Consider the following 22,543-nt stretch of genomic DNA (forward strand, 5'->3'; position numbering starts at 1 on the left):
GCCGGGATCGGAACAATGGGCGCGTGCCCCTGAGCGTCAAGCGCTCAAATATTCCTGAACCGCCGCATAGCCATGCGCATAGCCGCCGCGCGAACGCGCCGGCATGCCGTTGAAGATGCCACCCTGCACATGCACGCCAGCCGCGCGCAGACGCTTCAATGCCTCCGAGATCTCACCTTCGTTGTGCACGCCCGAGCGCATCACGAAGAAGGTCGAACCGGCATAGGCGCCGATAATCGACGCATCGGTCACGGCCAGCACCGGTGGCGTGTCGATCAGGATCACGTCGTAGCGCTTGGCGAGGCCGTCCAGATATTGCGGAAGACGCGGCGACATCAGCAGTTCCGACGGATTCGGCGGACGGCGGCCGCACGAGATGAAGCTCAAGCCTTCAACGTTGGAACCGCGGATCGCTTCCTCGAGCGAGATCTGCCCGCTCAGCAGTTCCGACAGACCGTTGTCCTGCGCACCGCCCACATACCGTTCGAGCACGCCGCGCCGCATATCGCCGTCGATCATCAGCACGCGTTTGCCCGAGTTCGCCAGCAGCACCGCCAGATTGACCGTCAGGAAGCTCTTGCCGACACCCGCCATCGGGCCGGTCAGCATGACGATGCGGTTCTTCGCGTCCATCACCGTGAACTGCATGGATGTGCGCAGGCTGCGCAGACTTTCGATCGTGACGTCCTTTGGCCGCGCATTCGCGAGCACCTGGCGCAGGCGTTCGCCGCCGCGCTGGAAGGCGCCTTCGAGCAAAGCCTGTTCGGCGCTCAAGGGCACGAGGCCGTACACCGGCAGGTGGAAAGCACGCTCGATATGGTCGGGGTCGTCGATCCCCTTGAACATATTGCGGCGCAGGAACACGAAACCGGTGCCGCAGATCAGCCCGAGAATCACCGCCGCCGAGAGGATCAGCACCTTCTTCGGCTTGACCGGCGCACCCGGGCGCATCGCTTCGTCGACGATATGCACGTTGCCGCCGGTACCGGCCTTCTGCACCGACAACTCCTGCACGCGGTTAAGCAGCAGTACGTAGATGTCTTCCGCCACCTTCGCGTCGCGTTGCAGTTGCACCGCCTTCACTTCGGTGGCCGGCAGATCGCGGAAGCGGTCCGCGTATTTGGCGCGTTGCGCCTCCAGTTCGGCCATCTGCGTTCGCGCCGCGACGAGCAACGGATGGTCGTCGCCATAACGCTCGTTCAACTGCGCCATCTGCAGACGCAAACCGGCGATCTGCTGCTCGTACTGCACGCTGCCTTCGAGGTAGACCTTGGCTTCATCGCTCGCATTGATCGAGCCGGACTGGCGCTGGTAGGCGGTCAAGGCCGCTTCGGCGCGTTCGAGGTCAGCCTTCAGGCGCGGCTCTTCGCTCTTCAGGAAGTCGAGCATCTTGCTGGCGTCGACCTGTTTGTTCGATACGTGCTGACGCACGTAGGAATGCGCGAGCGCGTTCGCCACCAGCGCCGCGTGTTCGGGACTCTTGTCTTCCAGCGAGATCTGGATCACGCCGGTTTGCTTGCCCTGCTCCTGCACGGTGATCGCCGACTGGAACGCGGTGATCGCGTCGAGGTCGTTAAAGCGCGTCACGATGAACGCTTCGCCTGGACGCGCCACCAGCTTGCTGACGAGGATCGTCACGCCGCCGCCCTGTTCCTGCCGGCCGACCTGGCCGCGCAGCAGCAGCGAACCGTTCTCCGCGTACAGTTCGTAGTGCTGGTCATCCTGCACTTTCATCGTCAGCTTCGTGCCTTCCAGTGCGGGCACCACGTCGATCGAATCGACCTCGGCGTCTTCACCGCCCCATGCATAGGACGACAGACCCAGCCACGGCCGTGCCGGCTGGCCTGGTGTTGCGAGGCGCGCGGCGATGCTGCCGAGCAGCGGAATCGTCTTCGGCGCGACGCTGAAGTTCAGCTTCAATTGCTGGACCACCGGGCCGACTACGCCGCGGCTCTTGATGATCTCGATCTCGGCGTCGGTTGGCAGCGAGGTCGAACCGGTGGTGATCGCCGCCCCTGTCTGGGTCTGCGTGAGCGCCTGCGAGGTGTTGTCGGACTGCTCGACCCGCACGTGCGCGTCGGCCGAATAAATCGGCTTGGCCAGGAAACAGTACGCGGCAGCCAGTGCGACGATCGCCGCGGCGATCGCGATCAGCCACCAGATGTCGTCGAGGATCACCTGCACCAGTTGCCCGAGGACGACGTCCTCTTCTTCGGTCCTGATCGGACCGGCCATGTGTGGAGAGATTTGATTGCTCACAATTCGATCCCGTTTCGGTTGCTTCGGCGTGGACTTCAGCGGGTGCTTCTGGCATGTGCTTTAGCGCGTGCCTCGGCGTTTGCTTTTGCGTTTGTTCGGGTCCCGCGCCCTATGAGAGCGGCGCGGACCTGTCGACGATTCGGATGCTTACTTCGTCAACTGCTTCAGGTAGAACAGCGTCTGGATGGTCGGCAGAACCTGCTGCAACACACGGTTGAAGGTGGTCGAAGCGGCGGTGCCCACATACACGACGTCCATCGGCTGCAACTGGAACTGGGCCGACAGCATGATCGCGTCGGGCTGCGTCATGTCGAGGCGGTACACGTCCGGCGTGGTCGGATGTTCACGCATGCCGCGCATCACGAAGATCTGGCGCGGATTGGCGTCCGTATCGAGAATGCCGCCCGCCTGGGTCAGCGCGTCGGCGATCGTCAGGCGGCCCTTGAGCATCGGCACCTGGATCGGCGTCTTCACCTCGCCCATCACGAAGATGCGGCTATCGCTGCGATCCGGCACATTGATCACGTCGCCGTCCTGCAACATCACGTTCTGCGTGGTGTCGCCCTGGTCGAGCATGCGGTTCGCGTCGAGCACGTACAGCTTGTTGTTACGCGTGAGGCGCACGCGCTGGATGTCGGCGTCGCTGTTCGCACCGCCCGAGCGCGTGAGTGCATCGACCAGCGTGATCGGCACGTCGCTGATGGCGAGCGGCCCCGGCGACTTCACGTCGCCGGTGATCTGCACTTTCTGGCCGCGATACGAAAGCACGCGCACGTCGACCTGAGGATTGCGGATGTAGCGCACGAGCCCCGCGCTCAACTGATCGCGCAACTCGCCGACGGTCTTGCCCGCGGCCTTGATGCGGCCGACGAACGGGAAAAAGATCGTGCCGTCGGCGGCAACGGTCTGGCCGTAAGGGTCGGCCTGACCCGGCAGCGCGGCCGTGTACGGCTGCTGCAACGCGCCGGCGACGCTCTGCGTGGTGTTGCCGCCCGCGGACAGCGTGCTGCCCTGCGGGGTGGTCAATTCAGGGTGATCCCATACGGTGATGCCGAGAATGTCCTGCGGCGCGAGCCGGTACACATACTGCGACGGGTCGGCAAAGCGCGAGACCGGCAGCGCCTGTTGCGCGGCGGCGGCTTGCGCCTGCGCGAGCTGCGCGACCAGCGGGCCGTCGATCAGGTGGACCGGATAGGTCTCCGAAGCTTGACTCTGGTGGCGGCCGTCGTCTTTCAGGCTGGACGTATCGAGGTAATTGCCCGGTGCGGTAGCGCAGGCCGACAGAAAGGACGTCAGCAAAAGCGTGGCGGCGAACTTCGATGTAAAGCCGGCCGGCTTGAAGTTCGCGAACGTGTGTGCAGTGGTTTTTTTCATCAGCATATTTTTTTCAGCCATCCCATGACCAGATGTTCGATGAGCACGAGACTCTCCCTATAGTCGGCTTCCACGTGGCCGTGCGGATCGGCGACGTCGGAGCCGTTTTCCCATTTGCCGAGCGGATAAACCTTGCCGCGCGAGGCCGGATCGAGTGCTTCGACCGCGCTCACCTGCGCGCGCTCGGTGACGAGCACGAGGTCGGCGGCGCGCACGAGCTTGCGCTCGAGGCGCCGCGAGTAGTGGGTATCGGAGGCGACGCCGCGCTCGGCGAGCAGGCGCCGCATCACCGGGTCCATGCCGTGGCCGTTCACGGCACGCAAGCCTGCCGAATGAAACGCGATCGGCGCTGAGGACGAGCGCGACGCCGCGCGTTGCCGCGACTTGAACAGCATTTCGGCCGTGGGCGAACGGCACACGTTGGCGTGGCAGACGATCAGAACGTTGGCGAACATAGCGGGCTCCTTGACGAGGCGCAGCGGCGTGGTGGTCAGCTTGCGGGTCAGCTTATTGACCGGCTTCGACGGGGTCGGCCGGGTGGGCCGCCCTGGCCGTTACCGGCGAACCGTTCGCGCCGACCCGCGCCGGCGCATTGCGCAACGCGTGCTGACGGCCGATCGCGTGGTACTCGATACCGAGTTCGAGCAGCGCGTCCGGTTCGTACAGATTGCGGCCATCGAAAATCAGCGGCGTGTTGAGGCTTTCCTTGAGCAAGCTGAAATCCGGACTCTTGAAGACTTTCCATTCGGTGAGGATCACGAGCGCGTCGGCGCCTTCGGCTGCTTCCATTTCCTCGTTCACGAACGACAGACGCGCGTGCTGTTGCGGCACGTCTTTCAGGTCGAGTGCGAACACGCGCTTCGATTCGTCGATCGCCACCGGGTCGTAGGCCTTCACACGTGCGCCGCGGCGCAGCAGTTCGGCGATCAGCGGACGGCTCGGTGCTTCGCGCATGTCGTCCGTGTTCGGCTTGAACGCGAGGCCCCACACGCCAAACGTGCGATCCGACAGGTCTTCGCCGAGGCGGGCGACGATCTTGTGCGCGAGAATCTTTTTCTGCGTGTCGTTGACGGCTTCCACCGCCTCGAGAATGCGCAGGTTGGCCTTGTGGTCGGCTGCCGTGCGAATCAGCGCCTGCACGTCTTTCGGGAAGCACGAGCCACCGTAGCCGCAGCCGGCATACAGAAAGTCATAGCCGATGCGCGGATCGGAGCCGATGCCGCGGCGCACCGCTTCGATATCCGCGCCGACGCGGTCGGCCAGATTCGCGAGCTCGTTCATGTACGAGATGCGCGTGGCGAGCATCGCGTTGGCCGCGTATTTGGTGAATTCGGCCGACCGCACGTCCATGTAGAGCGTGCGTTCACGATTGCGGTTGAACGGCGCGTAGAGGCGCTTCATCAGTTCGCGCGCTTTTTCGCCCGGTACGTCTTCATCGCAACCGAGCACGATGCGATCGGGCCGCGTGAAATCCTCCACCGCCGCCCCTTCTTTCAGGAACTCCGGATTCGACACCACGGAGAACATGTGGCCGGCATTGCGCGCGGCCAATTCCTCGGCGATCACGTCACGCACGCGCGACGCCGTGCCGACCGGCACCGTCGATTTGTCGACGATCACCTTGAAGCCCGTCATATGGCGGCCGATATTGCGCGCGGCGGCCAGCACGTATTGCAGATCGGCGGACCCGTCTTCGTCGGAGGGCGTGCCCACGGCGACGAACTGAATATCGCCGTGCGCGACCGCGGCTTCGATGTCGGTCGAAAACCGCAGCCGGCCTGCCTTGCGATTGCGCGCGATGATCTCCTGCAGACCGGGTTCATGGATCGGCACGCCGCCGTTGTTGAGCACGTCGATCTTGCGCTGATCGACGTCGAGACAGAACACGTCATGGCCGATGTCCGCCAGACAGGCGCCCGTCACGAGGCCTACGTAGCCACTACCGATGATCGTCAGGTTCATGCGTTACACCTCGGAAAATGGAGTTGATTCAGGGGAGCCGTCGCGTGATGCATGACGCGGGTTGCCACGGCTGCCGGATAAAGGATCAATGAGCGGATCAATAAGCATTGCTGCCGGCAAAGCCCTTCCACAGCGTCAGCACGACGATCTTGATGTCGAGCCAGAAGGTCCAGTGCTGCATGTAGTACAGATCGAGCTTGACGCGTCCCATCATCTTTTCGATGCGATCGGTTTCGCCGCGATAGCCGTTGATCTGAGCCCATCCGGTGATGCCTGGCTTGATCCGGTAACGGTGCATGTAGCCCTTCACCAGATCCTTGTAGATGTCGTCGTGTTCGAGTGCGTGAGGGCGCGGACCGACCACCGACATCTCGCCGCGCAGCACATTGATGAATTGCGGCAATTCGTCGAGGCTGGTGCGCCGCAGGAATGCGCCGACCGCGGTGATGCGCGGATCGCGCCGCGTGGCCTGGGTGATCTTGCCGGCCTCTTCCTTGTGCATCTTCATCGAGCGAAACTTGTAGATCTCAAACTGGTTGCCATCGATGCCCTTGCGCTTCTGGCGGAAGAACACCGGGCCCGGCGAACTCAGCTTCACCATCGCCGCGATCACCAGCATCACCGGCGCCAGCGCGGTCAATGCCGCCAGCGCGAACAAACGGTCGAAAATGCGTTTGGGCAGTACCCGCAGATCGGTGATGGGCGAAGCGGCCAGATTGATCGCCGGCACGCCGAGCAGATCGACCATCGGCTGATTGAAGAGCGTGAGGCTGCGCACGTCCGGAATGAAGCGGATGTTCACGAAGTCGTTTTTCAGATCCATCACGAAGCGGTGGATCGCCTTCTCCTTCGAGATCGGCAAGGCGAGCCACAGTTCGCGAATCGCGCGCTGACGCACCAGCTGGAGCATCCGTGCGTAGTCGCGTTCGACCGGCACGCCTTCGATCGCGTCGCTCGTATCCGGGTCCTCATAAGGATTGATCGTGCCGTCTTCGTCGAACACCACGACGGGGCTGAAGCCCGCTTCCGGGCGGCTGCGCATCTGCTCGATCAGGAAGCGCCCGTACGGCGCACCGCCGACGATCGCCACCGCGCGCTGATTGAAGCCTTCGCGGCGCAGTCCGCGCAGAATCGAGTAGACGATCACCTTGGTGACGATCAGCAGCACAATCGTCGCGACCGCCCAGTAGACGAGCCACAGACGCGACAGGCTGTCCGAGCGGTGCAGACTGAAACTGATCAGCACGCCGGTCACTTCCACGATCAGCCAGCCGCCCGCGACGCGGCACAGCAGGTCGTAGAGCGGCTTGCCGCGCCACGACTGATAGATTCCCAGCGCCGGAAAGAACACCACCACCAGCAGGCAGTCGAACGCGAGCGAAACGCTTTGGACGTCGTCCAGCCACACCAATTTCCCGCTGTGCACGGCCGTCGCAATGGCGGCGCCGAACGCGACCATGGCGATGTCGATGATTCTCGATAGAACGCTCAGCATGCGCTGCCCCTCAGTTCGTCAGTCAAGTGCCGTCCGTTGGTAGGTTGATTTCCCGTCACACTCATCAAGTCGCGAACGAAGCAACGAAGCAACGCAACGCCGGTATCGCGCCGTCCAGATAAATGCGCGACGCGAAACTGATTTAACCGGTGCTAATTGCCATGCTGATCTCCCGGCAAAAAAATCCTGAATGGCCGACCCGGGAGGCAGAGTCTGAATGAGTGAATACCCTTGTACAGGTATAGATAAAGCGATATTAAAATTCGGACTGCAAGACAGCAAAATATCTCAAAATGTATCGGTCAAATTTCCGGCATTTTTTTTGACATTTGTACGGCAATTGTTACCGAATTTGCGTTTCACAGTGGCGTTTTTCGCCTTTTCAGCGCTGGAAATGAGCCAACCTGTCTGTTTTCTTACGAAGCTTGTGCTGCGTGTTTCGTCTTTAATTTTCGCTATTGCAGCGGACGAAAAAATTCGCCATCATTTTTTCGATTAATTTTTCTTTTTAAAAAATTATCCAGACATTTTTCCTTCATGAAATGGATAATTTTATTAGACGATTTATATAGTTTCCATTTAACGCGCTTTTATTGATTCTTTACTTCGTGATAAAACTCGACGCACTCACCCAGCCTCGAGGAGTCCATCATGACAGCTCCGGTTACGGCCACGCCCGCCGACACCCGGTCTACGCAAGCTATGCCCCTTAACGTCAAGCTCAAAGTACATCCCGTGATTCTGGCGGGCGGCTCCGGCACACGGTTGTGGCCCATGTCGCGCGAGCAATACCCGAAACAACTGATTGGTTTGCTAGGCGAAGACTCGCTGCTGCAATCCACTACGCGCCGCCTCGATGGACTCGAAGCCGGCCATCTCCTCTCCGAGCAACTCGTCGTGGTGGCCAACGAAGAGCATCGCTTCACCACCGCCGAGCAATTGCGCACGAGCGGCAAGCCGGGCCGGCTGATTCTTGAGCCTGTCGGGCGCGATACAGCTCCGGCGCTGACGGTGGCCGCGCTTTCGATCGCCGCGCAGGACGGCGACGGCATCATGGTTGTGATGCCCGCCGATCATGCGGTGACCGACATCGACGGTTTTCATGCCGCGGTAGCCGCCGGCGTCCAGCATGCGGCAGCTGGCCATATCGTGACGATGGGCATCGTGCCGACGCGCGCGGAAACCGGCTATGGCTACATCCGCATTGGCGCGGCGCTTGGCATGCCTAACGACATGCACGAAACGGACGCCGACGCCTCTCGCGGGATCGGTGCGCACAAGCTCGATCGTTTCGTGGAAAAGCCGCACCTGGAGTTGGCGCAGCGTTACGTCGAATCGCAGGAGTACTGGTGGAACAGCGGCATTTTTATCATGCGCGCCTCGATCTGGTTGAAGTCGATTCGCCACTTCCAGCCGGCGATTTACGAAGCCTGCGCCGCGGCGTTCGCGGGCGGCAAGGCAGATGGCGATTTCTTCCGTCTCCAACGCGACGCGTTCAGCGCCTCGCCGTCGAACTCGATCGACTACGCGGTGATGGAGCAACTGGGTAACGATCAAACCGCCGCGTCCGGTGTAGTTGTGCCGCTGCAGGCGGGCTGGTCTGATGTCGGCTCGTGGGACGCGATCTGGGACATCTCCGAGAAAGACGCCGATCAGAACGTGGGCCGCGGCCGCGTGATGTTCGAAGGGGCGGCCTCGACCTTCGCGCATTCGGAAGGACGCCTGATTGCCTGCGTCGGCACGCACGATCTTGTGGTGGTCGAAACGGCCGACGCAATTCTGATCGCGGACAAATCGCGGGTGCAGGACGTCAAGAAGATTGTCGGACGGATCCGCAACGACGGCGGCCTGGAAGCGGCCAACCATCGCAAGGTACATCGCCCGTGGGGCAATTACGATTCCGTCGATACCGGCGAGCGCTTCCAGGTGAAACGCATTGTCGTGAAGCCGGGCGCGCGGCTCTCGCTGCAAATGCATCATCATCGCGCGGAACACTGGATCGTCGTGCGCGGCACCGCGCTCGTCACGCGAGGTGAAGAGCGCTTCATCGTCTCCGAAAACGAATCGGCCTATATTCCGCTGGGCGTCACCCACCGTCTCGAGAACCCGGGCAAGATGCCGCTCGAAATGATCGAGGTGCAATCGGGTTCGTATCTCGGCGAAGACGATATCGTGCGCTTCGACGACACGTACGGACGTCAATGATTCACAACGGATGAAGCGGGAACCTGCGGCGGTTGCTCCTGACTGCCGCGGGGTACTGCTGCACTACCTGCAGTGCCGGCAATCACATAGCCGCCGTACTTACTGCCGTAGTAGCCACCACACTTGCAGACGCCCTTGCAGACGCCCTCATCCCGCGTGGGAGATGAGTTCCGGAAATGACGGAAAACGATCTGATGCACTGCCGCTTTCGGTTGCAGGTGCGGCCGGCTCGCCAGGATAACGGCGCAGCGGTCCTCGGAACGCATTGAGCGGGCCGTGCAAAGGGCCGCCGTGATTCACCGTGACGGGTTCCGGCACATGACGCATGGCCGGCAGCGGGCGCGCGGCCACGGCCGCCGCGTTGGCTGCCGGTGTAGCGCCTGCTGCCGCCTGCGTGCGGCATTCACGGTCGATCCACTGCCTTGCCCATTCGAGCGCGTATTGCTCCGCCGCCTCGGCCTGGGCGAAGCGCGGTCCGACGAGGCCGGAACGCTCGGCGCGTTTGCCGTCCTTCATGATCTCCGCCCACGCGCGATACATGGCATTGGGCACCTGCTCCGCCGCCACGTAGATCACATAGCCATGCTGATCGGCGACTTGCGTGCCACGCGGCGCGAGACTCATCGACAACGGGCTGCGCTGATCTTCAAGCTGTTGCGCGCGACGTGCCGACGTAATGGCCGAATCCAGGCTATGCATGGCAGCGTCCACCGCCCGCGCCTCGTTCATGCCTTGCGGATCGGCAAGCATGGCTGAGCGCGCCGCAGGCGAGGAAAATGCCGACGTTGGCGAAGCTGCACGGGACACCGGCGGTACATTCGTCAGCCCGGATAACTGGCGCGTGATATCGGCGATCGGATCGGCCGAGCGCCACTGGCTCAGGCTGCTCGATACGCCGGGCGCCTGCCATGACTCGGGGCTCTTCCACGACACACCCCGCAGACCTTCGTCACGCACGCTCGGCGTTTCTGCTGCGGGTGCTGCCGGCTTGGCCGCGACGGGCGGCGCCGGCTGCGGGATATAGGCGAAGCTACGCCCGGTTTGCGACAACAGCCGCACCATCTCGAGCAGGGTGCCGTTCAACTGCCACTCTTCGAAACGGCGCCTGCATGTTGGCCCCGAGGGATAGCGCCCAGGCAGCTTCGACCAGGGCTCGCCCGTTGTCAGAATCCACAGGACGGCATTCGCCACGATGCGCGGTTCGGCGCGGGGTCGGCCGCGCCGGTTAAGACGGACGGCCGGCTCATCAGAGACAAGCGCTGCCAGCAGCGCCCATTCGTCATTGCTTAGCTCATCGAAAAACATTGGGTTTTCTCCACGCAGCCTGGCCGGGCCGCGGCTTTGGGCAACCACGGATTCAACTTTCACGATCCGTGTGCCGCCCTCGGTTGCACAAATATGTCTTGTACGTTCTGTTTGCTGGTCAATATCGCACTGGCTTAGTGCGGTTTGTCCCTATTGCGAAGCACAAAACGTGGTCTCACTCGTGCATGGGAGAATTTGTGCACGAAGCATACCATCCCCAGGGTTTGCGTGAATATCGTTGAGACAAGTGTTACGGATGGAAACAATCTTGTTTTTTTGCTGCGTCGGTTTACGCATTGCTGTAACAGAGCAGCCATCGGCCAAGGCTTCGAAATCCACTATTGCATGGCACAACGGCATGAAAAAATGAGCGAATTGTCTTCACGAAATTCCCGCTCGATCCATCGTGCATTTCAATGCGATTCGAATGTACTTGTGCCCTGCCTGGGTGCTGCGTGAGTGGACCAGACCGATACTACCTGACTGACATCGCGGCGCCATTGCCGAGGAAGCGAACGCAGCGTTTGCACATGCAGTTCGCATTCCTCTGGACACCGTACGAGTGTGGCCGGTAGGCGTTCCGCTAGCGCACCGGATTCGCCGCACCCTCACCCGCCACGGTCATCCAGTGGCGCACTCGCCAGCGCGTCACAAGGCCGGCAAGCACATACGGATCGGCTCTGGCAAAGGCTTCGGCGGCAGCCGGAGAGTCTCCGTTGAAGAGCAGCACCGCGGTATCCACGGGGTCCGTCAACGCGCCGGCCAGTTGCAATTCACCGCGCTCCGCCGCCGCCCACGCGAGTTTCAGATGGGCGTCGCGATATGCGCCACGCCGCTCGAGATAGTCCGCAACAAGATCATAAGTCAACAGATAGTGCATGGCACACCTCCTTTGACCTGCGCGACGCGGACGCCGGGCGGCGCCTTGGCGCAGGCATTCAAGTCAAGATTACCCCGTTGATCGCAAGCGGGATTTTCTGCCGATTTTTTATTCATTTGCATCTGCAGCAATACAGCTCAAATACATAAGATTTGATCAATCATTATCGAATGACGGCGAATTAATTCATTTGCATACGCTTCGAAAATTAATCTGGATTGCATATCATATTTGCGGCGGCAATTCGATCCTGCCGCTTCAGCCCCGGCAGCCCCGCCATCCCTGCCGCGTAGGGGAAAACCTGCGTGAGCGCCTGTCAACCGGAATGCGCTTTTATCCGTTCTGGCAGACAGCATTTGCCATAATGGATGTGCCGAGGGGTCCTGGACGCCGTTGACGCCCGCGCGCATGAACGACCAAAAACGTTTTCACCACCGATGGAGTGTCACATGAAAGTCCAATCCGCTATCGCTACGCTGGTGCTGGGTGCTGTCCTCGTTTCGCCGGTGTTCGCACAGAACAGCCAGCAAACGAAAATGGCCGACTGTAACAAGCAGGCCGGCGACAAGAAGGGCGACGACCGCAAAGCCTTCATGAAGACCTGCCTGTCCGCCAAGCCGGCCGCCGCAGCGCCGATGAGCCAGCAAGACAAGATGAAGGCATGCAATGCGCAAGCCACCGGCAAGAAGGGTGATGACCGCAAGGCTTTCATGAAGACCTGCCTGTCGTCCGCACCGGCTAATTAAACGCAACGCAAGCGGCGCGGCCCACACGCCGCGCGCTTGCCCGCGTGTAGCCCGAACAGGGCCGCGCCAATTTCCGGCGCGGTTGCTGCTTCTCTGCTGTCCCGCTTCTGTGCTGCTTCTGCCCTAGGTTCCGTCCGGGCTACCCCATCCGTCCTGCATCCCTTCGCAAGTCATTGCCCCAACGGCAGCCCTCGCGCCATCGATTCCTTCGCTGTCCATCCGCGCGAACGCGTCGTTTTTCTTCTATGATGGCTGCGGAGACGGCCCACCCCCTTACACAACATTAGACGGGCCGCCATCTTGTCGTTGATGCTGCAGAGCATCGATCGGAGGCAAGGATGGTAACGAAGCATAAAAACCGCTGGTTGAGGCGGTGGCTGGTCGTCATCATATTCTGGGCCGTGCCCGTGGCGATCGTTGCGGTCAGCGAGATCCGGGAGGAAATGGCGTACAACGCCGTCGACCTCGAGCGCGCGCTGACCACCTGGAATTTCACCGACGCACAACGCGCCGCCGGCGCGCCCGCGCGCTGCCATGGCAAGCCCGACGAAGCGCAAGCCGCCGGCTGTCCGGCCGACGTGCTGGCCGCCAATGCGCCGCGCCAGCAAGACGCCCGCAATGAATACAGCGTGCGCCGCTCCACGCTCATGGCTTACCTCTGGCACGCATTCGTCGGCTACTGGATCGTGCCGGCTGTCACCTTGTTCCTGATCGGCGTATTGATCGGCATGATTCGGCGCGCGCTGCGGCGCCCACCTGTCAAAAGCCCGGCGAACCATGGATGAGGACGCCGGTGCGGCGTCACGGCAACACTTTCAGTTAGATTTCAATGCGAATCGTGAAGACGATAAATCGGTAAAAACAGGGACCCGATACGACCTCGGTCCAGCCGCCAACGAGCCGCGCGCGGTTCGCCACGATTCGCCGGGAGCCTTTTCGGACGCCCTGCCCAAGCACCTTCCAACGATCTTCCGAGCCCGGTCAAAATTACATCGACACGCCCTGCGGCAAGTCGCAAACCCCCGCCACACAAGGCTTTTCGCCAGGCGACGAAGTACGCCTTCCGCGCTGGCGTGTGATATAACTCAAAGGCAACCCGGCAACACCATATGAGGTTGTGCCCAGGAACCATGATGGAGAAAAACGATGCAAAGACGAAACTTCATGCTGAAGACTACCGCTGCGCTCGCTTTCGGAGGCCTTGCACTCGCTGGTTGTACAACCAACGGCAGCAGCCCCAACACTCCCTCCACTGATGCATCCAAACGCCAGTCGATCGACGCCAGCGTCGACGGCACCATGTCGCGCCTGTTCACGACCGTGAAGGGTTCGCGCGAACTCGTCTCCAAGGCGCGCGGCGTGCTGGTGTTCCCGTCCGTGCTGCAAGTGGGCTTCATCGTCGGCGGCCAGTACGGCGAAGGCGCACTGCGCGTGGGTGGCAGCTCGGTGGGTTACTACAGCACGGTTTCGGGTTCGTTCGGTCTGCAGGCAGGCGCGCAGTCGAAGGCCATTGTCTTCCTGTTCATGACGCAGGACTCGCTCGATTCATTCCGCAATGCCGACGGCTGGTCGGCGGGCGGCGACGCTTCCGTCGCGCTGGTGAAGATGGGCGCCAACGGCGCGATCGATACCACTACGGCCACCGCCCCGGTCGAAGTCATCATCCTGACCAACACCGGCCTGATGGCCGATATCTCGCTGCAGGGCACCAAGGTATCGCGCCTGAAGATCTAGGCGGCTATCCGCACCGAGGTCTTAGGTCTCAGGCCGCGTCTTGCAGCAATAAAAAAACGGCGATGCGCATTGCACGTCGCCGTTCTTTTTCATGGTGCCGCGTGAGGCCGCGCCAGCTTACTCAGCTTCCCGACGTATCGATCACCTTGAAGCGCGAGCGCTTCTGCGCGCGAATCACCGACTGATACGCATCCACGTACTGCTGCGCCATGCGGTGCGATGTGAAGCGCTCTTCAAAGCGTTGCCGCACACCCGCCCGCGGCACCTTATGCAGGCGATTCACCGCCGCCACCGCGCCGATCTCGTCTTCGACGATAAAGCCTGTCACGCCGTCGTCCAGCACTTCAGGCACCGAACCGCGGTTGAACGCGATCACCGGCGTACCACACGCCATGGCTTCGATCATCACGAGACCGAACGGCTCCGGCCAGTCGATCGGGAAAAGCAACGCGTGTGCGCCCGACAGAAACTCGGCCTTCTGGGAATCCGCAATCTCGCCGATGAACTCGACATGCGGCAAATCCAGCAACGGCCTGATCTCGCGCTCGAAATATTCACGGTCGGCGGAATCGACTTTCGCGGCGATGCGAATCGGCATGCCACAGCGCCCGGCAATCCGGATCGCGGTGTCGACCCGTTTTTCCGGCGAGATACGGCCGAGAAACGCAAGGTACTTCTGCTCGACCGGCTGCGGCGTGTAGAGCTGCTCCGGCAGGCCGTGATAGACAGTGGTCAGCCACTTGGCCTGCGGCAACGGGTGGCGCTGCGCGTTTGAAATGGAGATCACCGGCGCGGTATTGAAGGTGTCGAATACCGGTTGTTGCTCAGGCAAGTCGAGACGACCATGCATGGTTGTGACGAACGGCGTGTCCTGACGCTTGAAGACCGAAAACGAGTAGTAGTCGAGGTGAAAATGCAGCACGTCGAAGTTTTCGGCCTGGCGGCGCACCAGTTCCATCAACAGCATATGGGGTGCGATACGATCCCGGATCCCCGGGTCCAGACGCAGTGCGCTCGGCCATACCGCTTCGAGCTTGGCGCTCGTGACGGAATCGCCGCTCGCGAATAGCGTCACGTCGTGACCGAGTTCGACGAGCGCTTCGGTGATATAGGACACGACGCGCTCCGTGCCGCCGTACAGCTTCGGCGGCACCGATTCGGTCAAGGGGGCGATCTGGGCAATCTTCATATTTGTCTCCGTGAACTGACGGCTCGCGCCGAGGGCGGTGCACGCCAGCGGCGCTGAGTCCCTCAGCGCCGTCCTTCTCCATCAATGCGCGAACCTCAGGTGATCATCAGGTGTTCGCCTGCACCATCCGCATCAGAGCATTATTCATCAAGGCGTAACAAAAAGCCCCTGGCTTTGCAATTCCTGCACGCTGTTACATTCAGCTTACATGGTGCGGCGCGCCTATTATCCACTGCGCCGCAGTCATCGCGCCGGCCATTTCCAGGCGGGCAAGTCGCGATCGTCCGCATCGGCGATACGCGTTGCGCCGAAGTGCTTCTCGAGCACGATCGACTGGCTGCCGTCCTCCCGCTCGAGCGCCGCGATCAGCCGCGCCGCGTGCGACACGACCAGCACCTGGGAATGCGCGGCAGCTCGCGCGATCAGGCGCGCGAGCGCCGGCAGCAGGTCCGGGTGCAAGCTCGTCTCCGGCTCGTTCAGCACCAGCAGCGCGGGCGGACGCGGCGTCAGCAGCGCGGCGACCAGCAGCAGGTAACGCAAGGTGCCGTCCGACAGCTCCGCGCCCTTCAACGGGCGCAGCAGACCATGCTGCTGCATCGACACCTCGAAGCGGCCGTCCTGCGTGGCGATGTCGAGACTCGAGCCGGGAAAGGCGTCGTCGATTGCGGCATCGAGTGCCGTGGGGTCGCCGATCTCGCGGATGGTTTGCAAGGCCGCGGCGAGGTCCGCACCGTCATTCGAGAGCACCGGCGTGTGCGTGCCGATCTGCGGCAGACGCGCGGCCGCTTCGGCGTCGGTACGGAAGTGGTCGTAGAAGCGCCACGAGCGAATCTGCTCGCGCACCGTGATCATCTCGGGCGCGGTCCGCGGGTCGGAGAACTCCGTCATCATGCTGTCGAAGCTGGCGACCGGTTGAGGAATGGTTTGCCAGTCGCCCTGTTCGTCACGCGTGCGCAGTGCCGCGCCATGCCGGTCGACCAGCAATGCGGACGGTCGCAGCACGGGGCCGCTCCAGATGCACTCGCGTTTGATCGTGGGATCGAGGGGAAACCGGGTAGCCCTGTCGAGCGGCGGCAGACCGAGGTCGATCGAATAGCCGAATTCGTCGCCCGAAAAGCCGAGCCGCAGACTCACCGGCTCCTTGCGGCGCGTGCCCTCGACTGGCAACTCGCCCGCCAGCACCGCGCGCGAAAACCGTTCAGGCCCGGCCCACAACGTAGATTGCAACCCACCTTCACGCGCAAGCGACGTAATCACGCCGCCGCGCGCAGTCTCGGCCAGCAGACGCAGCGAGCGATACACACTCGATTTGCCGCTACCATTGGCCCCCGTGATCACATTCAACTGTCCGAGCGGCACGATCAACTCGCGCAGCGACCGATACCCGGCGATGGCCAAAGTCCTCAGCATGCGGCCACCCTTCGAATCGATATGCGCCCTGGGACGCCCAGCAAAACAACCCCGTTCAAACACATCATCACTTATGCCCGCCGCCCTTGCCCGGCTTCTGCACGGGCACATTGCGCAAATCGTTGAGGAAAGTATCGCGCCACACGCCCAGATCGTTCTTGCGCAGCGCCGCCATATTGATCTCGTGACGCCGCTTGCGCGCGTCGAGCGGCATTTGCAAGGCACGCTGCAACGCTTCGCACATGCCGATCGCATCATGTGGATTGACCAGCAGCGCGCCGGTCAACTCGGCCGCCGCGCCGGCGAAAATCGACAACACTAGCACGCCGGGATCGTCGGGATTTTGCGCGGCGACATATTCCTTCGCGACCAGGTTCATACCGTCGTGCAAGGGGGTGACAAAGCCGATCTGCGACTCGCGAAACAGCGACATCAGCTTCCAGCGGTCGTACTGCTGATTCAGATAACGGATCGGCGTGTAGTCGAGGCCCGAATAGCGCCCGTTGATGCGCCCTGCTTCGTATTCGAGATCCTGACGGATCTTCTGATAGGTGGCGACGTCCGAACGGGTCGGCGGCGCGATCTGCACCAGCGTGACGTTGCCGCGCCACTCGGGTGAGCGCTCCAGCAACTGTTCGAAGGCGCGAAACCGTTCCACGAGCCCCTTCGAATAATCGAGCCGGTCGACGCTCATGATCAGCTTGCGGCCCTCCAGACTCTGCTTCAGCTCGAGTACATGCTGGCGGCTTTCGTAGCGCTTGGCCTGTTCGGCGATTTCGTCGGGGAACACGCCGATCCGGTAGACGCCCGTACGCAGCTTGCGCCCGAAAGCCTCGACGTGATTACCCTCGCTCACAGCGCCGCGCGCGTGGCGCGTCACGTAGTCGTGGAAAGCGAGTTCGTCGGTCGCGGTCTGAAAGCCCAGCAGGTCGTAGCAGGACAGCGATTTGACCAGCTCTTCGTGCGGTGGAATGTTGAGCAGGATCTGCGGCGCGGGAAACGGAATGTGCAGGAAAAAACCGATGCGGTTCGTGATGCCCTCGGCGCGCAGCGCTTCGGCGAACGGGATCAGGTGGTAGTCGTGAATCCAGATCACGTCGCCGGGTTCGAGCAGCTTGATCAGCTTGTGCGCGAGCCATGCGTTGACACGCCGGTAGCCCGCATACTCCTCGCGCTCGTAGCGCGCGAGGTCGTTGCGGTAGTGGAACACCGGCCACAACGTGGCGTTCGAAAAACCGCGGTAATACTGGTCGTAATCCTTACGCGTGAGGCCGACGGTCGCAAAGGTCACCGCGCCGTCCTGCTCCAGCGTCGGCCCGGCATTGGCGACGGTCTCGCTCACCACGTCGCCGCTCCAGCCGAACCACACGCCGCCCGCATCCTTCAGTGCGCCGAACACGCCGACCGCGAGGCCGCCCGCCGATCCTTTGGTTTCCGTCGGCGTTGCGACACGATTCGACACGACGATCAGTCGGCCCATGTTGGTAGTCCTCCCTGGTTCGTATGGCGCTGGCTTCGCGTTTCACGCGCTGGTTGCGTCTGCTTATGACGTCCGCTAGCAGCGTCTTGAACGCTGTAGCATTTTGAAGACCCGAAGCGGGTAACTCACGCGATGCCGCGCCAGGTTCGTGAGTCCGATGGACGGTTGGACTCATTCGACGCCCGGTCGGTTGCACGCATCTTTGCGTGCGGCGGGCGCGATACGGACTGGGGAAAGGTGCCCGGGGCGGCAGCTTACGGAAACAGATGGCCGGCTTTAAACCGCCTTTGTGCCGGTTTTGTGCCGCCTTTGCGCCGGCACTGCAGCGGACTTCGATGCGGCCTGGCCACACGCCCGCCGCACCCCATTGGGGCCTGCGGCGCTGGCGTCAGCCGGCCATTCACGTCAGGTTCACGGCAACGACGCGATCAGTTGCCGCTTCTGCAAGGAAACGCCTTGCCGAGCCCAAGCGAAATCGCCGTGCTGGCGTTATAGCCCGCGACGATCGGGTTATCGGCGATGTACTTGCGCACCGCGTCGGTGAGTTGCGCCGAGCGCGCGTCTGGCGGCAGGCAGAAGTACTGGCCGACGCGCGGCCCGGTGGTGCCGCCGATTGCGTCGATCGTGTTGAAGATGCCGTCGGCGGCGCCTTCGATATAGGCGGCACACGCACTACGCGAAGCCACATCGGTCTTCGTGCATAGCTTGTTGAGGTCGCCCCCCGTAAACGCGGCTGCCGACAGGGGGACGGCAAGCGCGCTGGCGAAAATCAAGGCCCGCAGCATGGTGTTCCTTTCCAGGGTCGTTTATCAGGCGGTCTTGCGCCGCATCGAACCGGCGCGCCTCGTAGCGCGCCAAGTCGTCATTCTGCACTGTTTTATGAAGCGGCAGGCGTGCCAACCGCCGCTATCTTCAGTCAAATTTTCGGCCGGCACTCCGGTGGCCGGCACTCCGGTGGCCGGCGCTCCGGTGCCAGTCGCTCATGTGCCAGTCGCTCCGGCGACCGATGCCTCGGCGGCCGATACGCCAGCGGTCCAGCAAGCCCGATCTCCCGGCAACCGGCGTACCGAACGCAGGCACGCCGGTTTTCAGCTCAATTTACTTCTGCTGCATCTGCTGCAGGCGCGCGGTGAGTCCTTCGACCACGTCCGGCTCCTTGTAGGTCTTCGCGAAATCGAGCGCGGTGAGGCCGATCTGGTTCTTCACCGTGAGGTCCGCGCCGTTGTCGAGCAGGAGTTTCACCGTCGACACATGACCGCCGCGCGCGGCCATCATCAGCGGCGTGGTGCCGTTCGGCGAGCCGGCGTCGACGTAGGCCGAATGGTCGAGCAGGACCTTGACGATGTCGTCGTGGCCGTTCGCCGCTGCGTAGTGCAGCGGCGCCCAGCCCTTCTTGTTGACTTCGGCGTCCTTCGCGATCAGCTGGTTGACGAAGTCGAGGTCGCCGTTCAGCGCCGCCATCATCATCGCGTTTTCACCGGCCTTGTCCTGAATCTCGATGTTGGTCTTCGGGTTGGCAAGCAGCGCGGCGCCCACCTTGTCCGACTTCTCGCGTGCGGCGATCACCAGCAGCGGGAAGCCCTGGTTGTCGACGCTGTTCGGGTCCATGCCTTTGGCGAGCAGTTTGTTGACCCCGTCGACGTCGTCGAATTTAACCGACTTGATGAGCGAGTCGATCGGCGCAGCCTGAACCGGCGCCGCCACCAGCGAAGTCAGCGCGGCGCAGGCGAGCGAGGCGGCCAGCGCGAGGCGCGAGGCGCTTCGGCGTGCGGAACCGAGGGCGGTTTGCACCGCTGATGTTTCTTGAAACGTCACGCTCGAAGTCGAATAGTTTTTCATGTTTAACTTTAGGAAACGTCCCTATCCTATTGATATATATTAATTTTACAAATCAGGCGCCAGCCGGCACGGGAATCTTGAACAGCCGGAAGAAGTTTTGGGTCGTCGCGGCGGCCAACGCCGTGTCCGGCATGTCGCGCTGTTGCGCGATGAAGCGTCCGACATAACTTACGTACGCAGGTTCATTAGGCTTGCCGCGATACGGCACCGGCGCGAGGTACGGCGAGTCGGTTTCGATCAGCAAACGATCGAGCGGCACGCGGCGTGCGACATCCTGCACATCGGTTGCGCTCTTGAACGTGACGATGCCCGATAGCGAAATGTAAAAATTCTGCGCCAGCGCCTGCTCCGCAACCGCCCACGGTTCGGTGAAGCAATGCATCACACCACCCGGCTCGCTCGCGCGCTCCTCGGCCATGATGCGCAAGGTGTCTTCCGAAGACGAACGCGTGTGGATGATCAGCGGCTTCTTCGTGGCGTGTGCCGCGCGGATATGGGTGCGGAAACGCTCGCGCTGCCATTCCATATCGGCGATGGTGCGGCCTTCGAGGCGGTAGTAGTCGAGGCCGGTCTCGCCGATCGCGACCACCTTCGGATGCCCGGCCAGCTCGACGAGCTCGGCGAGACTCGGCTCGCGCATGTCCTCGTGATCCGGATGCACCCCAACCGATGCAAACACGTTCTCGTACTCACTGGCGATCGCCAGCACGGACGGCAGCGTCTCCAGGTCGACCGATACGCATAGCGCATGCGTAACCGAGTGACTGCGCATGTTCTCGAGCACCTGCGGCAGGCGGTCAGCGAGTCCTTCGAAATTGATATGGCAATGCGAATCGACAAACATGATGATGTCCTGCTGATAAATAGCGTGGGGTGAATCCGGCCAACCAGGCTGCAAATCGGCCTGCAAATCAGGCCGCTGCCGCCGTGCCGAGCCGCTTGCCGAGAATCACCAGATCGCGCTCCACGCCGTCCAGCACCGCGACGCGCGGCAGCGATCCCCACGTGTCGAAGCCGAAGCTGCGGAACAGGCGCAGGCTCGCGTCATTGTGGCCGAAGATAAAACCCAGCACGGTATCGATGCCGAGCGCCGGCGCCGCCGCAAGCGAAGCCGCCAGCAGTTGCTTGCCGAGCCCCTTGCCGCGTGCGCTTTCGTCCAGATAGATGCTGACTTCGGCGGTGCGCAGATAGGCCGGGCGGCCATAGAAGTCAGAGAAGCTCAGCCAGGCAATCACCCGGCCGGACTGCTGCGGATCCTCCACCACCCACAGCGGGCGCTTTTGCGGGCCGTGCGCATGAAACCATGCCAAACGGCTTTCGACGCTCACCGGCTCGAGATCGGCTGTGACTTGCCGCGACGGCACGGTCGAGTTGTAGATGGCGACGATCGCAGGCAGATCGTCGAGCGTGGCATCGCGGTAAGAAAGGCTCATGGTACTTTGAACGTGAGATGGAAGACGAATCGGCGGACGGGCACACGGGCAAGCGCGGCGCGGTAAGGCGCGCTTGCCTTGGAGCTAACCGTCCGGCATCAGAAGATTTACGCGAACAGGTCGCGATAGCCAATAAACAGTTCTTCAAACACGAGGCGCGCGTTCAGCGGGTGATTCTCGACGGCGCGTTGGCGCGTCACGGTGCGCATGAAGCGCGCAAACGCGCTGGCGTCGGCCTGGGCCGAACAGCGCGACAATGCCGCCGAGGCCTGCGGAAAGTACCGCGGCGCGCCGGCTGTGCGTTGCGCCAGCAAATCGTACATCCAGCGTTGCAGCCAGCCGAGCACGAGCGGCACCGGCAGTTTTTGCAGCGCTTCGCCGCAAGCAAAGGCGTCGCAATCGGCACCGGCAGCAAGTTGCTTCAGGGTCCAGTCGCGCAGCGTGCGGTTCTCGTCGCTTGCCAGTGCAAGGGCCGTGAGCGGCGCACCGCCGGCCTCGGCGAGCAGCGCGGGCGCTTCGGCGACGCCTTGCGCGGCGAGCCACCTGGTGGCGACCTCCGGCGCGGGCATCGTCATGGGCCATTGGCGGCAGCGGCTGATAATGGTGGGCAGCAGGCGATCGATGCGCGCCGACACCATCAGGAACACCACGCCCGCCGGCGGTTCTTCGAGCGTTTTCAGGAGCGCGTTGGCCGCCGCGATGTTCAACCCCTCTGCCGGATACAGCACGACCACGCGCGCACCGCCACGGTGCGAACCGACGCCGACGAAATCGAGCAAGCCGCGGATCTGCTCGATCTTGATTTCCTTGCTGGGCGCGCGGGTTTTCTTGCCTTCGTCGCCTTCGGCCTTCTCGGGTTTTTCGTCCGCGGCGCTGGCGAGACCGGCTTCGGCGGCCAACGCTTCAGGCACGACGATCCGGTAGTCCGGATGATTACCCTGCGTGAACCAGTTGCATGCCACACACGCGCCGCATGGCTCACCGTTGGCCTGCTGAGCCTCGCAGAGGAGCCCCTGCGCGAGGTGCTGCGCGAAGCGCAGCTTGCCGATCCCTGCCTGCCCATGCAGCAGCAAAGCGTGCGGCCAGTGCCCACGCAACTGCTGCAGGCGATTCCAGTCATCGGCTTGCCACGGATAAATCATCGTTTCTCTTTTAAATCAATCGGTTGACAATGCACTTCGAGACTTCAGGTGAGCTCTGCCAACGTTATAAGATGAAATTATATTCTTTTA

Annotated in this window: 20 protein-coding genes; 5 read left to right on the forward strand and 15 right to left on the reverse strand. The window is 62.3% G+C overall.

The window, feature by feature from the left end:
* Nucleotides 1-36: 36 nt before the first annotated feature.
* From BCY88_RS34655 to BCY88_RS34675, 5 genes are all read right to left on the reverse strand, one after another.
* On the reverse strand, nt 37-2,235 hold the full coding sequence (locus tag BCY88_RS34655) for a polysaccharide biosynthesis tyrosine autokinase (RefSeq protein ID WP_120348600.1): 2,199 nt from the start codon (nt 2,233-2,235) through the stop codon (nt 37-39).
* A 171-nt stretch (nt 2,236-2,406) separates the two neighbouring features.
* Nucleotides 2,407-3,639: a polysaccharide biosynthesis/export family protein gene (locus BCY88_RS34660; RefSeq protein WP_120348601.1), complete on the reverse strand. Its 1,233-nt coding sequence runs from the start codon at nt 3,637-3,639 to the stop codon at nt 2,407-2,409.
* Entirely contained in the window at nt 3,633-4,088 is a 456-nt protein-coding gene (locus tag BCY88_RS34665) for an arsenate reductase/protein-tyrosine-phosphatase family protein (protein ID WP_120348602.1), read from the reverse strand. Before BCY88_RS34665 ends, BCY88_RS34660 begins: the two co-directional genes overlap by 7 nt.
* A 52-nt stretch (nt 4,089-4,140) precedes the next feature.
* On the reverse strand, nt 4,141-5,595 hold the full coding sequence (locus BCY88_RS34670; protein ID WP_120348603.1) for a UDP-glucose dehydrogenase family protein: 1,455 nt from the start codon (nt 5,593-5,595) through the stop codon (nt 4,141-4,143).
* Nucleotides 5,596-5,692: 97 nt separating this feature from the next.
* Nucleotides 5,693-7,090, reverse strand: a complete 1,398-nt coding sequence (locus BCY88_RS34675) for an undecaprenyl-phosphate glucose phosphotransferase (RefSeq protein WP_120348604.1) — start codon at nt 7,088-7,090, stop codon at nt 5,693-5,695.
* Between the two features lie 217 nt (nt 7,091-7,307).
* Here BCY88_RS34675 and BCY88_RS39700 point away from each other — a divergent pair, with 217 nt between their 5' ends.
* Together BCY88_RS39700 and BCY88_RS34680 are read left to right on the forward strand one after the other, a co-directional pair.
* On the forward strand, nt 7,308-7,589 hold the full coding sequence (locus tag BCY88_RS39700; RefSeq protein WP_147408600.1) for a hypothetical protein: 282 nt from the start codon (nt 7,308-7,310) through the stop codon (nt 7,587-7,589).
* A gap of 152 nt (nt 7,590-7,741) precedes the next feature.
* On the forward strand, nt 7,742-9,295 hold the full coding sequence (locus BCY88_RS34680) for a mannose-1-phosphate guanylyltransferase/mannose-6-phosphate isomerase (protein WP_120348605.1): 1,554 nt from the start codon (nt 7,742-7,744) through the stop codon (nt 9,293-9,295).
* A 147-nt stretch (nt 9,296-9,442) separates the two neighbouring features.
* Here the strand turns inward: BCY88_RS34680 and BCY88_RS34685 are convergent, their stop codons facing one another.
* Together BCY88_RS34685 and BCY88_RS34690 are read right to left on the reverse strand one after the other, a co-directional pair.
* On the reverse strand, nt 9,443-10,600 hold the full coding sequence (locus BCY88_RS34685) for a transposase (RefSeq protein WP_120348606.1): 1,158 nt from the start codon (nt 10,598-10,600) through the stop codon (nt 9,443-9,445).
* 583 nt (nt 10,601-11,183) lie between these two features.
* Nucleotides 11,184-11,480: a YciI-like protein gene (locus BCY88_RS34690; protein ID WP_120348607.1), complete on the reverse strand. Its 297-nt coding sequence runs from the start codon at nt 11,478-11,480 to the stop codon at nt 11,184-11,186.
* A gap of 449 nt (nt 11,481-11,929) precedes the next feature.
* Between BCY88_RS34690 and BCY88_RS34695 the strand changes: the two genes are divergently transcribed.
* The 3 genes from BCY88_RS34695 (at nt 11,930) to BCY88_RS34705 (ending at nt 13,960) form a co-directional block, all read left to right on the forward strand.
* The gene (locus tag BCY88_RS34695; protein ID WP_028196549.1) at nt 11,930-12,226 is read left to right on the forward strand and encodes a PsiF family protein; all 297 of its coding nucleotides are present in this window, start codon (nt 11,930-11,932) and stop codon (nt 12,224-12,226) included.
* 338 nt (nt 12,227-12,564) lie between these two features.
* Nucleotides 12,565-13,011: a hypothetical protein gene (locus BCY88_RS34700; RefSeq protein ID WP_120348608.1), complete on the forward strand. Its 447-nt coding sequence runs from the start codon at nt 12,565-12,567 to the stop codon at nt 13,009-13,011.
* A gap of 361 nt (nt 13,012-13,372) precedes the next feature.
* Nucleotides 13,373-13,960, forward strand: coding sequence for a BPSL1445 family SYLF domain-containing lipoprotein (locus tag BCY88_RS34705; RefSeq protein ID WP_120348609.1), 588 nt, complete (start codon nt 13,373-13,375; stop codon nt 13,958-13,960).
* Between the two features lie 121 nt (nt 13,961-14,081).
* On the opposite strand, the gene BCY88_RS34710 is transcribed toward BCY88_RS34705, so the two are convergent.
* From BCY88_RS34710 to BCY88_RS34745, 8 genes are all read right to left on the reverse strand, one after another.
* Nucleotides 14,082-15,149, reverse strand: a complete 1,068-nt coding sequence (locus tag BCY88_RS34710; protein ID WP_120348610.1) for a glycosyltransferase family 4 protein — start codon at nt 15,147-15,149, stop codon at nt 14,082-14,084.
* Nucleotides 15,150-15,392: 243 nt separating this feature from the next.
* On the reverse strand, nt 15,393-16,559 hold the full coding sequence (locus BCY88_RS34715; protein WP_120348611.1) for an AAA family ATPase: 1,167 nt from the start codon (nt 16,557-16,559) through the stop codon (nt 15,393-15,395).
* A gap of 67 nt (nt 16,560-16,626) precedes the next feature.
* Complete coding sequence (gene otsA / locus BCY88_RS34720) at nt 16,627-18,039, reverse strand: alpha,alpha-trehalose-phosphate synthase (UDP-forming) (RefSeq protein WP_120348612.1); 1,413 nt, start codon at nt 18,037-18,039, stop codon at nt 16,627-16,629.
* Nucleotides 18,040-18,467: 428 nt separating this feature from the next.
* Nucleotides 18,468-18,824 (reverse strand): Rap1a/Tai family immunity protein, encoded by a 357-nt coding sequence (locus BCY88_RS34725; RefSeq protein WP_120348613.1) that lies wholly within the window; start codon nt 18,822-18,824, stop codon nt 18,468-18,470.
* 313 nt (nt 18,825-19,137) lie between these two features.
* Nucleotides 19,138-19,878, reverse strand: coding sequence for an ankyrin repeat domain-containing protein (locus BCY88_RS34730; protein ID WP_120348614.1), 741 nt, complete (start codon nt 19,876-19,878; stop codon nt 19,138-19,140).
* A gap of 52 nt (nt 19,879-19,930) precedes the next feature.
* Nucleotides 19,931-20,722 (reverse strand): TatD family hydrolase, encoded by a 792-nt coding sequence (locus BCY88_RS34735; protein WP_120348722.1) that lies wholly within the window; start codon nt 20,720-20,722, stop codon nt 19,931-19,933.
* Nucleotides 20,723-20,789: 67 nt separating this feature from the next.
* Nucleotides 20,790-21,311 (reverse strand): GNAT family N-acetyltransferase, encoded by a 522-nt coding sequence (locus BCY88_RS34740; RefSeq protein WP_120348615.1) that lies wholly within the window; start codon nt 21,309-21,311, stop codon nt 20,790-20,792.
* 107 nt (nt 21,312-21,418) lie between these two features.
* Nucleotides 21,419-22,453 carry a DNA polymerase III subunit delta' gene (locus BCY88_RS34745; protein WP_120348616.1) on the reverse strand — a complete coding sequence of 345 codons (1,035 nt, stop codon included), beginning with the start codon at nt 22,451-22,453 and terminating at the stop codon, nt 21,419-21,421.
* Nucleotides 22,454-22,543: the final 90 nt, after the last annotated feature.

The organism is Paraburkholderia fungorum, assembly GCF_003610895.1.
GTDB lineage: Bacteria > Pseudomonadota > Gammaproteobacteria > Burkholderiales > Burkholderiaceae > Paraburkholderia > Paraburkholderia fungorum_B.